General features: G+C 58.5%; 12 protein-coding genes and 1 pseudogene. 7 read left to right on the forward strand and 6 right to left on the reverse strand.

Features of this window, described 5'->3' with window-relative positions:
- Positions 1-44 precede the first annotated feature (44 nt).
- On the reverse strand, positions 45-1,418 hold the full coding sequence (locus tag H1Y61_RS19685) for an ABC transporter substrate-binding protein (RefSeq protein ID WP_156540000.1): 1,374 nt from the start codon (positions 1,416-1,418) through the stop codon (positions 45-47).
- A 96-nt stretch (positions 1,419-1,514) separates the two neighbouring features.
- On the opposite strand from H1Y61_RS19685, the gene H1Y61_RS19690 reads away from it, so the two are divergent.
- On the forward strand, positions 1,515-2,657 hold the full coding sequence (locus tag H1Y61_RS19690; RefSeq protein WP_180575160.1) for an ROK family transcriptional regulator: 1,143 nt from the start codon (positions 1,515-1,517) through the stop codon (positions 2,655-2,657).
- A 109-nt stretch (positions 2,658-2,766) separates the two neighbouring features.
- On the opposite strand, the pseudogene H1Y61_RS19695 reads toward H1Y61_RS19690, so the two are convergent.
- Positions 2,767-5,194, reverse strand: a pseudogene (locus H1Y61_RS19695) (glucose/quinate/shikimate family membrane-bound PQQ-dependent dehydrogenase).
- Positions 5,195-5,530: 336 nt separating this feature from the next.
- On the opposite strand from H1Y61_RS19695, the gene H1Y61_RS19700 reads away from it, so the two are divergent.
- From H1Y61_RS19700 to H1Y61_RS19725, 6 genes are all read left to right on the forward strand, one after another.
- Positions 5,531-5,833 (forward strand): zinc ribbon domain-containing protein YjdM, encoded by a 303-nt coding sequence (locus H1Y61_RS19700; RefSeq protein ID WP_041698808.1) that lies wholly within the window; start codon positions 5,531-5,533, stop codon positions 5,831-5,833.
- A 297-nt stretch (positions 5,834-6,130) separates the two neighbouring features.
- Positions 6,131-6,724 carry an RNA polymerase sigma factor gene (locus H1Y61_RS19705; protein ID WP_180575161.1) on the forward strand — a complete coding sequence of 198 codons (594 nt, stop codon included), beginning with the start codon at positions 6,131-6,133 and terminating at the stop codon, positions 6,722-6,724.
- Positions 6,717-7,154 carry a hypothetical protein gene (locus H1Y61_RS19710; RefSeq protein ID WP_180575162.1) on the forward strand — a complete coding sequence of 146 codons (438 nt, stop codon included), beginning with the start codon at positions 6,717-6,719 and terminating at the stop codon, positions 7,152-7,154. Before H1Y61_RS19705 ends, H1Y61_RS19710 begins: the two co-directional genes overlap by 8 nt.
- Entirely contained in the window at positions 7,151-7,600 is a 450-nt protein-coding gene (locus H1Y61_RS19715; RefSeq protein WP_180575163.1) for a periplasmic heavy metal sensor, read from the forward strand. Before H1Y61_RS19710 ends, H1Y61_RS19715 begins: the two co-directional genes overlap by 4 nt.
- 76 nt (positions 7,601-7,676) lie before the next feature.
- Entirely contained in the window at positions 7,677-9,251 is a 1,575-nt protein-coding gene (locus H1Y61_RS19720) for a DUF1800 domain-containing protein (protein ID WP_180575164.1), read from the forward strand.
- A 3-nt stretch (positions 9,252-9,254) separates the two neighbouring features.
- A complete protein-coding gene (locus H1Y61_RS19725) occupies positions 9,255-10,478 on the forward strand; it encodes a DUF1501 domain-containing protein (protein WP_180575165.1) in 1,224 nt (407 codons plus the stop codon).
- A 110-nt stretch (positions 10,479-10,588) separates the two neighbouring features.
- On the opposite strand, the gene H1Y61_RS19730 is transcribed toward H1Y61_RS19725, so the two are convergent.
- The 4 genes from H1Y61_RS19730 to H1Y61_RS19745 form a co-directional block, all read right to left on the reverse strand.
- Positions 10,589-11,251 carry an HAD family hydrolase gene (locus H1Y61_RS19730; protein WP_180575166.1) on the reverse strand — a complete coding sequence of 221 codons (663 nt, stop codon included), beginning with the start codon at positions 11,249-11,251 and terminating at the stop codon, positions 10,589-10,591.
- Between the two features lie 86 nt (positions 11,252-11,337).
- Complete coding sequence (locus H1Y61_RS19735) at positions 11,338-12,138, reverse strand: SDR family NAD(P)-dependent oxidoreductase (protein ID WP_235680950.1); 801 nt, start codon at positions 12,136-12,138, stop codon at positions 11,338-11,340.
- A 57-nt stretch (positions 12,139-12,195) separates the two neighbouring features.
- Entirely contained in the window at positions 12,196-13,245 is a 1,050-nt protein-coding gene (locus H1Y61_RS19740) for an NAD-dependent epimerase/dehydratase family protein (RefSeq protein WP_180575167.1), read from the reverse strand.
- Between the two features lie 210 nt (positions 13,246-13,455).
- Entirely contained in the window at positions 13,456-14,121 is a 666-nt protein-coding gene (locus H1Y61_RS19745) for a hypothetical protein (RefSeq protein ID WP_180575168.1), read from the reverse strand.
- Positions 14,122-14,124 lie beyond the last annotated feature (3 nt).

Consider the following 14,124-nt stretch of genomic DNA (forward strand, 5'->3'; position numbering starts at 1 on the left):
GTGCCGCCCGATGAAGAGACGGGCGGCACGCAGCAGGGCCGAGTTTAGTTGCTGGCGGTATCGCGGATTTCAACGTCCGAGCCGAATTGCGTTTCAAGTTCGTCGGCAATGAACTCAACGGCATCGGCCGCCTTCATTTTTCCGGTTTCCACGGCCTGCAAGCCGCTGAACAAGATCTTGTTGTAGCTGCCGAACTGGGTGTGGTTCGGCACGAACCCAGCGTGAGCCATCATCGGCGATGCCGCCGACAGAACCCAATTGTCCTTGTATTTCGGCATTGCCGTCTGGGCGTTGCTAATTGCTGTATGGTAGGAAGTGACAGCATGCTGGTTGTTGAAATACGGCAATGTCGCAAGCGCTACGAGATCAGCGGCAATGTCAGCATTCTTGCTCTTGGCATTGACGGTATAAAGCAGCGGATGGGAAAGATTGGCGGGCTTGCCGCCCTTTTCTGCAGCCGGGGCCGGAATCCAGCCGATCTTGTGGAAATAGCCGTCGCGATCCGTCGGCCAGGTGGCACCGTTCATCTCACCCAATTGCCAGGCAACCGCCCAGACGCCCTGATGGAAGATGAAAGCCTTTTCCTGCTTGAAGGCGCCCTGGATCGCATCCCAGCTCATTGCTGTGTTATCGACAGGGGTGACGCCTTGCTTGGCATTGCGCTCGTACCAGCCGAGAGCCTTGGTCATTTCCGCTTTCGGAAACACCAGCTTGCCGGTTTTCTCATCCAGGAATTTGACGCCATAGGACTGGAAGACCATCAGATAATCGATGCCGACATTGGGGCGATGCAACATGCCGTATTGAGCAGCCTTGGCATCGACCACTTCCTTGGAGAGCGCCGTCAGATCATCAAGCGTGAATTCGCCAGCCTCGACCTTGGCGGGCAAGCCTTCGATAAAGGCCTCATCCTTGCCGATCTTGCGCAGCATGTCCTTGTTATAGAAGAACATACGGATCTCGGCATCCTGCGGTATGCCATAGATCTTGCCATCATTGCCCTTGGCGGCCTTCCACAGCACTGGCAGGATGTCGCCATAGACCCATGGGGCAGCGGCAATCCTCTCGTCCATCGGCAGCGCGTCGCCATCCTCGGCGAATTTGCTGATCCATTCATGCGGCACGACATAGATGTCCGGCCCCTGACCGACTGCAAATGCCTTCAGCGTATCGAGGGCGAGGTCGTCCCAGCCTTTAACGGTGCTGTTATTGGCTTCGATGACAATATGTTTATCGACGCCCGCCGCCTTGAACTGCTTGTTCATGATGTCTGCGGCGGCTTCGATATTGGTGATGCGCGCGGGAGCCGTCTTATCGGCCAGCGTCGAAAGCTTGATCTTGATGTCTTCTGCATGCGCCCATCCGGTGGCAAGCGCAGAAATCGCCACGGTGGCGAGAAGGGCGAGGCATTTGGTCATGGCTATTGATCCAGTTGGTGATGATTATTTAATTAACTTGCTTAAGTAACTGATTTATGACATCGCCGGATCAGTGATGGAGAGGGACCGAATCCGGTGCTGAGAAGACAACGGCCTTTGCACGGCATCGGCACCACGCAAGCGGCGGTGCTGAAACACTTGCGGCGAAACGGCATTGCATCGCGTGCAGAACTCGCGGAATTGTGCGGCGTGACCCAGGCTGCCGTCAGCATGATGACCCGTGACTTGATCGCGCGCGGCATCGTTATCCAGGGAGCCAGACGGCAAAGCCAGCGCGGGGCGCCTCACATCGACCTCATGCTCGCCGGAAACATCGGATATGCGCTTGGGGTGCATGCCAACAGCTATTCGCTGACAGTGACGTTGCTCGATTTTTGCGGCAACCGGATTGGCGAACAGCAGCTTGAAGGGCCTTACGACAGATTTTCCGACATTCAGACGGCGATCAAATCGCTCAAAACCGACTTGCTGACATCAAACGGCATTGATGAAGGCCTGCTGATCGGCGCCGCTGTGGCCATGCCAACCCGTTTCCGTCACGGCACTGCCTTCCTCGATCTCGCGGAGGAAGTCGTTTCCTGGGCAGGCTCAGATCTTGCCTCGACCCTGAGAGAGACACTTGACTGTCCGGTGATGATTGAAAACGACGCCAATGCTGCGGCCATGGGCGAGCTTGCCTTGGGCAATGCCAGCGGACACGATAATTTTGCCTATCTTTACCTGTCCGAGGGCATTGGCAGCGGCATCATCATTGACAAGGAACTTTATCGCGGCAATCTTGGAAATGCTGGCGAAGTGGGCGCGCTTCGCGCGCGCGGATTATCGCGCCCCTCTTTTGACGACTTGGCAGCCTGGTGCAAAGAGCATCAGGGAAACATCCCGAAAGGCCGGTCTTGCGACCAATGGACGGCATATCTGCAAGCAAACCCGACAGTTCTTGATGCGTGGCTGAGGAAAGCCGGACCGGAATTAGCCACGCTCGCCTTTATGGTGACAGCCGTTCTTGCGCCATCGGCGATCTATATCGGTGGAACACTGCCCAGACTGGTAAGGGAAAAGCTAGCACCATGGCTTGATTTCTCAACATCGAATCCGTTCGATGGAGCGCGGGTCATTCAACCTGATATCCTCATCCCGCAAATCTCAGCGGTCGATGCCGTCGCGTTTGGCGCCGCAGCTATGATCCTTCATAGCGTGCCGGGCAATCCGGGTCTCTGATCTCTTTCCAAATTTGGAGAGAGCCCAGAAGGCATCGAGACCCAAGGCGATGGGAAAATAAAAACCGCCCGGAGCTGCCTCCGGGCGGATTGCTGTCATTGGATTATTTTCAGTTCGGCAAGGCGTAAGCGATGACGTAATCGCCACGATCGGTCGACTGGCGCGCGCCGCCTGCCGAGATCACCACATATTGTTTGCCGGTCTTGGGCGATTTGAAGGTCATCGGGCCACCCTGGCTACCGACCGGCAACCGGGCTTTCCAGACTTCTTCACCAGTCGCAGCACTATAGGCACGCAGATAATAGTCCTGGGTGCCAGCAATGAACACAAGACCACCCTGCGTGGCAAGCGTGCCACCTAGTGTTGGCATGCCGATCGGAATGGGCAGGCCCATCTTGATGCCAAGCGGCCCCTGGTCCATGACGGTACCAACCGGCACCTGCCAGACGATCTTCTGGGTTTTCATATCCACCGCTGTCAGCGTACCAAACGGCGGCTTCTGGCAGGGAATGCCTGCGGCGGAGAGGAAGCGATCCTTGAGAACCGCATAAGGCGTCCCCTTCATCGGCACCAGGCCCATGCCGGTATTGACGCTTTCGCCGCCATTTGACGTCTTGGTCGTGGGTGCCGCTTCCTGCATTTTCACCCAAAGACCGACGCGCATGTCGTTCACGAAAATCAGGTTATGGACCGGATCAGTGGAAAGACCACCCCAGTTCATCCCACCGAGCGAGCCGGGGAATGCCAGCGAGGTATCTGTGCCGGGAGCCGTATAGAGGCCTTCATAGCGCATGGATTTGAAGGCAATACGGCACATCAGTTGGTCGAAGGGTGTTGCACCCCACATGTCGGACTCGGTGAAGGGACCGGTACCGATCTGCGGCATGCCGACCGATAAAGGCTGCGTGAGAGAGTAAGGCTCGTTCGGAATGTTTGCCGCCTTGACCGGGATCTCCTTGACCTCCGTCAGCGGCTGGCCGGTTTGCCGGTCGAGAACGTAAAGCTGACCGGCCTTGGTGCCGAAAACCAGGGCCGGAACCTTTGTGCCATCCGCCTTCGGGAAATCGATGAAGGACGGCTGCATCGGCACGTCGAAATCCCAGAGGTCGTTGTGAACGGTCTGGTAGACCCATTTTTCACGGCCCGTGGTGGCATCGAGTGCCAGCATGGAAGCACCATATTTATGATCGAGCGGTGTGCGGGTCGTGCCGTAAAGATCAACCGAAGGGCTGCCAACCGGCATGAACACCGTATTAGAGGCCGGATCGTAGGACATCGCCGCCCAGACATTCGGCGTCGAGCGCGTATAGGTTTGGCCTGGAGGCGGCAGCTTGGTGATCTCAGGATTGCCGGGATCAAACGCCCAGCGCAATTCACCGGTGACGGCATCGAAACCGCGCATGACACCGCCTGGCATATCGACCTGGACGTTGTCAGCAATACGGCCACCGACCACGACAGTGGTTCCGGCAAGCGTGGGTGCCGATGTCAGCACATATTGCGGATCGGGCGCATCGCCCATGCCGATCTTCAGATCGACACGGCCATTGGTGCCGAAATCAGGGCAAAACGCGCCGGTATCCGCATCGAGTGCAATCAATTGAGCCTGGATCGTGTTCATCAGGATACGGCGTTCGCAAAGCGCGCCCGGAGCAACAGTCACCGCAGAGACAGGTGTGGAGCCAGGAACCGTAGGCTGATCCAGCGGACGGGTCGCGTCGATAGGCAAGACCGCGGCACCGCATCCACACCGACGACTTGGCGTTGATTTCAGCCTTCCAAAGCTGCTTGCCGCTATCGATATCGACGGCGATGACGTTGTTATGGGGGGTGCAGAGAAACAGCTTTTCGCCGACCTGCAACGGAGTTTCCTGATCTTCCGCGCCGTTGTTGCCGGGGCTGATCGGGGTATCGCCGGTATGATAGGTCCAGGCGACCGTCAGAGCTTTGACATTATCGACATTGATCTGGTCGAGCGCGGCAAAGCGGCTCCCGCCTGATGTATTGCCGTAATGTTCCCAGTTCTTCTGTTCATTTGCCGGATCGACCGGTACACGAGCAATCGGAGTGCCGGTAAAAGGCACGGAAGGATGGGGCATGAACATGCCGGCCACACCGCCTGCGGACGCCAAGGCCAGAACTGCCGCAAGCGTGAGTGAACCGGCGTAGCCGGGTGCCAGGCCGCGCGCCTTGCGCAGAAGCGGCAGCGACAGCAGCACCACGGTGGAGCCGATGCCGAAGGCCAATAGGCGCGAGATCAGCGGCCAGAAATCAAGACCGGCATCCCAGATCGCCCAGACGGCGGTCAACAGCGTGACGATGACGAACAGCACCGCGCCGAGCGGGCGCCGCATCAAAACCAGCAGGCCGGACAGGACCACGGCAATACCGGTGATGATGAAATACCAGCTACCGCCGAGTGTGATCAGTCGGTAGCCACCGATGGCAAGACATAAACCGGCGAGAACGAGCACCGTACCCAAAAGGATCAGCCAGAGTTTGGCAACCGCCGAGAGGGCGCCTTTTTGTTGGACCATCGTATTTCAGCTCCTTGAAAGGTTGGTCGGATCGACAGTCAACGGATCGCATGAGGTTTCGCCAGATCGACACGAGCCCGAACGCCTTCTATGGTTGGATTTCCGGGGACACTGCCCTCCCGTCACAGGGTTCGCCGGAGGCATGTCTGCCTGCCCCGCTTATCCTTCGTCCGCGCCTTTTTGACAAGAGACAACAAACTGCGCATGGAAAAGTCATCGCTATAGCGGACGAAACCGTTCCTCATGTTCGAATTAACCGATGTTCTCGTTGCAACACCGGGCCTTGCTCCTGTAAGCGACGGAGATCAGATAACATTCACTTCAGGAGCAGGGTCCGTGGCTGGCGATAACGACGATTACATTTATGATGAAGCGACCGGCGAATGGCGCCCCGCCTCCGAAGTGGCAGCCGCTGCCGCTCAGGCATCGGAGGTCCGTGATGCCTCCGGCAACATCTTGCAGGATGGCGATTCCGTCACCCTCATCAAGGATCTGAAGGTCAAGGGCGCTGGCCAGACGCTGAAACAGGGCACCGTCATCAAGTCGATCCGCCTCACAGACAATCCGGAAGAGATCGATTGCCGTCATGACGCGATCAAGGGACTGGTGCTGCGGACGGAATTCGTCAAGAAGCGTTGATGATCGGCGGGCCGGGCGAAAACCCGGCCCGCATTCCCGGGGCAGCAGCCCTGGACGCCGGGCCAAGCGCCGGATATTCGCCAAAAAAATCTCAGAATGAGCGACGGAATTGCGTTTCTCCCGCGTTGAAGATCCATCGATTGAGCTGTCCTATCTCATCTTCGGGAGAAAATTTGATCCACCTCACCTTGATGCTTCCCAGGTCCTTGCGCATTTTGACCTCCAATGAGGCAAAACAGAGCAACCGTGTCCGCGGAACTGCCCGGGTTGCGGTGGATGGGTTGCGGTGAAAAGGACATGACCGACGATCCCGATGAAGAGTTGGTCAAGCAAGTTGCGGCGGGCGATCAGGCTGCGATGCGGACCATGGTGGCGCGCAAACTGCCGCGTTTTCTGGCGCTTGCCAATCGCATGCTCGCTGACCCGGCGGAGGCGGAGGATGTGGCGCAGGAAACCTTTCTGCGCATCTGGAAACATGCCGGAGGCTGGCGGCAGGGCCGTGCCCGCTTCGATACCTGGGCGCACCGCGTAGCAATCAACCTTTGCTACGACCGGCTGCGCAAGCGGCGTGACGTGCTGATGGCCGAGCCGCCGGATCGGATGGACGACGCGCCTCTGCCGGATGCCGGACTGACGGGACATGAAACAGACAGCCAGCGGGTCACCGAGGCTTTGCAGGCGCTCGCGCCCCGGCAACGGGAAGCAATCGTTCTGGTTTACTACCAGGACATGTCGAACCTGGAGGCAGCCAATGTGATGCAGATCAGTGTCGATGCGCTGGAAAGCCTTTTGGCGCGTGGACGACGGTCTTTGCAGAAGATGTTGACCGCAGACGGCCTGACCAGCGACGGGATGAACGGAGATGGGATGAACGGAGATGGGAATGAGTGACGACAGCAAGCAAAGCATGGATGCGGAGCGGTTTCGCGCGCTTGTCGAAGCCTATGGTGGCGACCGCAAACGCTGGCCCGAAGACCGGCGCGGGGCGGCTGACATCTTTGCCGCAACCGAAGCCGGTCGCGCCATGGTGGGAGAGGCGTCCCGCTTGGATGCGTTTCTCGCCCTTTCGGCCCCACCCTCTGCGTCCGCTGCCCTGACAGGCCGCATCCTGCAATCGGCAGACAAGCGCGTCACACTGCGCCGTAGGCTGCATCGCTGGCTGGTCGGCGCGGGGCTTCTCGGCGTCGGCCTTGCGGGCGGCCTGACCGGTGCGCTGGCGGTTGCAATAGTTGCACCGCCCACCCAGATCCCGATGATTGATACCGCGACCGCGTTTGGCAATATCATGACCGAAGGCGAAATTGCCCAGGAGATACGATGACGGAAAACGGTTTCAAGCGGCTGGCCATCGGCCTTCTGGTGCTCAACACCTTCCTGATCTGCGCCCTTGCCGGTGCCGGGTTTTTCTATCTCTATGACACTGCCACGATCCCGCCTTCGCGTCTGCCGCTGGCGGGCGAGCAGCTTCCGTCAAAATTGCGCGGTGAGTTTCAGAAGGCCCTGAACGATGCGCGCCGTGATGTGCGCTCCACCGGACTTGAAGCGCGCCAAGCGCGTGTCGAGGCCGCCGCCCTGATGGGCAAGCCGGATCTCGACGGTGTGGCGCTGGCCGATGCGCTAAAACGCGCCCGCGAGGCCGAATATGCGGTGCGAGCCGCCACCGAGCAGAAGGCGATCGATTTTGTAGCCAGCCTTTCGGTCGATGAACGACGCCGTCTGGCGGATGGATTGATCCAGCGGGAGGCACCCCGGCCTGCCACGAAATGATCATATTTCAAAAGCGACGGATTTGAACCTATAGCGACGTTGAAAGGCCGATGATGAAACGGAGTTCATATCGGCCATGTCCAATTCCAACGATGTCGATGCCGCATTGGCGCTCTGGCGCTTCGGCCTTGGCGCTGCGGATGGCGGGATCACCGCCATCAAGGATGCCCCCCGCGATCTTTTGAAGGAAGAGATCACAGAGCTTGCTGTGCCAACGCCCGTCGGCGCGCAATTGCGCTCCAGTTCCGATCTCCTGGTGGCGCTTTACGAATACCAAAAACAGGTCAAAGCCGAACGCGACAAACAACCCGCAGCCGGTGCAATGGCGGGCGCGGCCATGGCCGGCGCGAATACGATGCAGGGCGCAGGCGGCCCGCCCCGAGCTTCCGGCATGCAAGGCAATGCTATGCAGGGCAATGGCATGCAGGCGGGTGCCATGCCGCCCCAGTCGCAACCCCAACCGCAGGCCCAAGCTCAGGTCCAGGCCCAACCCCAGTCCATGGACAAAAAGCCGGATATGCCGGTTTCCAAGCGTCCCTATTTTCCGCAGCAGATCCTGCTTGCGGAGGCCGATGCCCGTTTCAACGGAACGATCCACCAACCGTTGATCGGCTTTGGCGAACGGCTGGCGATGTTCTGGGCTAACCATTTTTCGGTGGCGATCAGCAAGGGTGGCGAAGTGCATATTCTGGCCGGAGCTTTCGAGCGGGAGGCCATCCGTCCCCATGTCTTTGGGAAGTTCGAAGAGATGCTGCTGGCGGTCGAAACCCATCCGGCCATGCTGGTTTTCCTCGATAACCAGCAATCGATTGGCCCGACCTCGCCCGCCAACAAGAATGGCAAGCGGGGCCTCAATGAAAATCTTGCCCGTGAGATCATGGAGCTGCACACGCTCGGCGTCGATGGCGGCTATAATCAGGCAGATGTGACGTCGCTGGCGCGGATCATTACCGGCTGGACATTCTACCGCGATGAAAAACGCCCAGGCCCACAGGGCAAATTCATCTTTAACGCCAATGCCCATGAACCGGGCGACCACACGATGATGGGAATGACCTATGCCGAGGGCAATGTGGAACAGGGCCGCACCGCCTTGCGCGACCTCGCCCGCCACCCGGCAACCGCCAGACATATCGCCACAAAACTTGTCCGGTATTTCGTCGCTGACCAACCGCCCCCGGCCCTGGTGGCGAAACTGGCCGCCGCCTATACCAAGTCGCAGGGCGATCTCTCAGCTGTCTATACTGCCCTTATCGATGCCGACGAAGCCTGGAACCCGACGCTGACGAAAATGCGCATGCCGCAGGATTATGTGGCGGCGATGCTGCGCTGCAGCGGGATCAGGCCGAAGCCGGAGCAGATCATTTCCATGCTGAATGCGCTTGGCCAACCGCTGTGGAACCCCGCCGGTCCCAACGGTTTTTCCGACGTTACCGATGCCTGGGCATCGTCGGAATCGCTGGCGACCCGCATCGATGCGGCAAATCTCTTTGCCCATCAGATCCAGGGCCAGATCGATCCGCGTGCCTTTGCCGGTGACCGGCTGGGACCCCTTCTCGCCGCCGATACATTGCAGGCGATTTCCCGGGCGGAAACCCGACCCCAGGGCCTGTCGATTGCTTTCCTTTCCCCCGAATTTCAGAGGCGCTGAACCATGCTGTGCGAAAACCTCTCCCCCACCCGCCGCGCCGTCCTTGGCACATCCGGCGCCTTGTTTGCCTGGGCCTTCATGCCCCGCTTTGCCCATGCGGCTGGCGGACGCGATCCCCGCTTCGTCACCATCATCCTGCGCGGGGCGCTGGATGGGCTGACCGCCGTGCCGCCCATCGGCGATCCCGATTATGAAGGCCTTCGCCAGTCGATCGCGCTGAGGCTGGATGGCGACAAGCCGGTGCTGCCGCTCGACGGCTTTTTCGGATTGCATCCCTCGATGCCGAATTTCCAACGCCTGTTCCGCGCCAATCAGGCCGCCGTAGTCCATGCCAGTGCCACCGCCTACCGTGAACGCTCGCATTTCGATGGACAGGATGTGCTCGAATCCGGCTTTCCGACGCCGGGACATGTTGAAACCGGCTGGATGAACCGTATGCTGGAGGGCTTGCCAGCCGGGGACAAGATCGCTCCTGGTGCGGCAGAACGCGTGCAGGGGCTTTCCGTCGGGGCAACCTCGCCCCTCGTCATTCGTGGCAAGGCACCTGTACTCGGCTGGGCGCCGTCCGTGCTCAGGCCCGCAGATGGCGATCTCGCGCTGCGCCTGATGGATCTTTATGGCCGTACGGACCCGATGCTCTCGAAGCTTCTGATTGAAGGCATCCAGACCGGAAAGATCGCATCCGGCCTCGACATGAAGTCGAAAGGTGGCCCCGGCGACCCGAACGGCATGGAGCAAATGGCCCGCGGCGCGGCCCGGTTGCTGGCCCAACCGGATGGTCCGCGTGTCGCAGCCCTGGCTTTTGAGGGATGGGATACCCACGCGCAGGAAATCGACCGGTTGGCAAAGCTTCTGGCTGGGCTCGACAAGTCTATTGCCGCTTTCGAACAGGAACTTGGACCGGCGTGGAAGGATACGGCGATCATCGTTGCAACGGAATTCGGTCGCACAGCACGCATCAACGGCACTGACGGAACCGACCACGGCACCGGCACGACTGCCTTCCTCGCTGGCGGTGCCGTGCGGGGTGGCCGCGTCATCACTGACTGGCCGGGGCTGAAGCAGAACCAACTGTTTGAAGGCCGGGATCTGGCCGCCACCACCGACATCCGCGCCGTGATCAAAGGCATGGCGGTCGATCTTCTTGGTGCCAGTGCGGGTCATCTGGCCAGTGTTGTGTTTCCAGGCTCGGACAGTGTTCAGCCGATGAAGGGCTTAATCGTCTAACGGCAGAGATGTCAGGCACGAGAGTGTGGCAGGAACCCTTTGACGTTTCGATAGGAGGATTCATTTTCAATGAATCTTCCTAGTCCTCATTCCGTCATCAACAAAACGGCTCACCAGTTCAAATACTGAATATTCAATCCGTTGGCGTCGAATTTCTTTCTTTTCCTGGAGGAACTATTAATGGCAAACGCCCGTGTCGCCCGCATTAAAATCGGCAGATCATCTAAGCTGTCCGTGTAGGCCGCAGTCCATCTCCCCTGAAATCCAATGCCGCCAAGCGCTATGCATTTTCTTCCATGGCGACAATGATCGCTGAGAACCCAGCCACCGAGAACGCGGTGTAATCCCGATCCAACCACCTGAATACGACTGTCGATGTACGCTGCAAACGGCGCAGCAATCCACAGCGGCGCTCCGGTTGCGACGGCCACTCGACTGCCTTGGTTCAAATAATGCCGAAGCTCGGCCAGGCCTTTCTCATGCCAGGCTAGCCTTGGCTGTTTGCCTGCGTTAACCCTGTCGGCAAAACGCACGAAAGAGACTTTCAAGGCATATTCGGAAAGTCCGAACGTGGCGATCCAGAGAAAGACCGAGGTTCCCCAACGCCGCAGCGGCGGAAACACAATCAATGGACCGGCGAAAGGCAATGCCAATGCCGCCAGCACAAAGCGCCAGCCTGATTGACCCACCCGCTCCAGAATCCAGGCGGCGGTTGAATCCCAGTCGAGCAATGTTTCATCAAGATCGAAAACCGCGGACTCGATGTCTTGCATCAGGATGCATTACCTCATTGTTGATCTGTCGGCCTTGATGGCCGATGCAGTATTCGTCCAGTGATGAGGCACTCGAAAACCGCCTATCAGGTCGATATCGGTTGCGTATGTCCGATCTCGTGTAGGGCTGGCATCGACTTGCCCAAAATCCAGAGCATCAGAGGCTTGGGCAGAATATGGGCCAGCCGGATTAACCAGCGCATCGTGAAAGGGAATAGATAATCCGCCTTCTCATTCCTCAGCGCATACAGAATGTGGTCAACGGCCTTGTCCGCCGAAATCTCAAGGGGCGCCGGCATCCCATCACCAGCCGTTGCCTCGGTGGCGACAAACCCCGGATAAACGGTGGTGAACTTGATGCCATAGCGGGCAAATTCGACGCGGCAGGTGTCGATGAGCAGCATAGCCGCTCCCTTGGCTGCTGAATAAGGGCCTTGAAGCGGCACGCCGAGCAAGCCTGCGAGCGAATTGGTATGGGCGACATAACCCCCGCCCTGTCGCATCATCTGCTTCAAAACCGGGAAGAGATAATTGACCACGACATCGTAATTCAAACGCATGCAGGCGTTGACGTCACTGGCGCTCATCAGCCGCATATCCAGGGCTGGCGCACCACCAGCATTCAGATAGATCATGTCGATCCGGCCATAGTGATCGATCACCGTTTTCACCACCTCGGCGGCGGCCGCCGCATCGGTTGCATCAGCCGCAATGGCGAGGCAATCGCCACCGGCGCTGCTGATATCCTCGGACAATTCGATGAGCATCGGCTCGCGCCGCGCCGTAACGATCACCTTGGCACCCTCGCCTGCAAGCCGCAGGGCAAGCAGCCGCCCCATGCCGGAGGAAGCCCCGACGATCAGAATAATTTTTCCTGAAAAATGCATGATTGATCTCCTGCCTGATAACTGCATCATTCCTTAAATCGGCTTCGGCTTGGGAAATTATGCCATCGCGCCACGCTGTTGCGCCCAACCGTGATAATGATCCGCCATCGTCTGCTCGAATGGCCGGTAGGCGATGCCCAACTCAGATTGGCTGCGCCTGTTATCGAGAGCAAAGCGAATGCCGAGATGGTTCGTCATATATGCCTGCGTCAGGCCAAACAGCGGCCCGATCAGCCGAACCACCAGATTGGGGATCTGCCAGGAGGGCAACAGATAGGGCTTGGGGTGAACCCGGCGTGCGTATCCGGCGATTTCCAGGAAGGTCCGGGTATGGTTTTCCGCGAGAATATAACGCCCCTTTGCGTCCGGGTTCAGCGCCGCCCGGATATGCGCCTGCGCCACGTCGCGAACATCCACACATGCGAGGCTGAGATCCGGCATGCCGTAGAAAAAATATCCCTTGAACATCTCGTCCAGCAGAAAGAGCGAGCCGGATTCAGAAGCAGGCGTCAAGGAAGGGCCGAGGATCATGCCTGGATTGATGGTTGTCAGGCTCCAGCGGCTTTGCTCACCCTGGATTTTCCAGGCTTCCTTTTCCGCCAGAACCTTGGAATAATGGTATGGATTGTTTTGAACATTGCTCGACGTATTGAAATACTCCTCGGCAACCGTGTTATTCTTCATCGACCGGACATCGATATAATCGCCAAAGATGGCGCCAATCGTCGATGTCATCACCACGCGCCGGACACTTTCGGTTCTGTTGACGCTGCCAAGAACATTGCGGGTGCCTTGAAGGGCTGGCTCCACCATTTCGCGCTGCCCATCCTTGATTTTTTCCGGCAGCTTGAAAGGCGATGCGACGTGGAAAACAATCGCGCAGCCAGCCATTGCGGCATCGAAAGAACCAGGGGTCAGAAGGTCGGCCTCATAGAGCGTCAACTTCCCCGGAAAGCGAGCCTGCATATCGGTCAACGGCTTGATCTTGGCCACATTGCGCAGGCTCCTGACCGTGGCATGCACAGCGGCATCCATTTCAAGAAGCTGGAGAATGAGATGGCAGGCAACAAATCCGCTCCCGCCCGTGACGAGCATGGTGTCTTGCATTCTGAACCCCTGTTTTTTTATGGGACTGATCGTAACAGATGGAAGAAACGGTTCGAAATATGCGGATACCGGCTTGGCCTGAGCTGATCAAAAAATGACCCCAAAAGATCCTATGCTGATATCCGGCGATGCAAAAAGATAGCTTCCACGCAGCAATCGCACCATTGGCCTGCCGCCCACCAAGGTTGGAAAGGCGCTGTCGCGCTTTAGTCAGTATCCAGCCTTCATGATTGATCGTTCCCCGCGAAGATGCCGAGCTGCGGCCTCTTTCTGATCTTTCTTCAAACGGCCATTGGCAATGAACCTGATGAGCCATGGGATATGCTTGACCTTGACCGTGGCACTGTGCGCAAGAATGAAGCATTCGGCACATTTTTCCAGGATCTCGATATTCAGCAGCAGGCGCTCAAGCCCCATGCCGAAGCACAGCGCCATGTCATCAAGGCAATAGGCGTTAGCGCCGTTCGACAAGGCCTTCGTCGGGTCATCGGTCGAGCACATGCCTAAACGTTTTGCCTCAAGGCCGAGGTGACGGATCTGCTCATCGAACACCGCCGGCAGGGAAAGGTCGAGGCGCGCCAGTGCAAATGTCCAGGTCAACCCGCCTGAGGCAATGGCACCCACATCCGGCCGCGCCCGGTAGATGCGATGATGCAAGTCCCCCGGTATCGCGGAAAGGCCCGGTGTCGCGGAAAGGCTTGTCCATTCGAATGCATCCGGCACGTCCTGTCCAGAGTTGATGCGGACACTCACAAAGGCATTTTGTTCGGGAATCCGCTGCGACAGCATATCGCCCGGTTTGAGAAGCCCTTTTCCCGCAAGGCGTGCCGCCGCCCGGCCAAGAGCCTCTTCGATATAGGCATTATTGACTTTCATAAG

This window comes from Agrobacterium vitis (assembly GCF_013426735.1).
GTDB classification, from domain to species: Bacteria; Pseudomonadota; Alphaproteobacteria; order Rhizobiales; family Rhizobiaceae; genus Allorhizobium; species Allorhizobium vitis_D.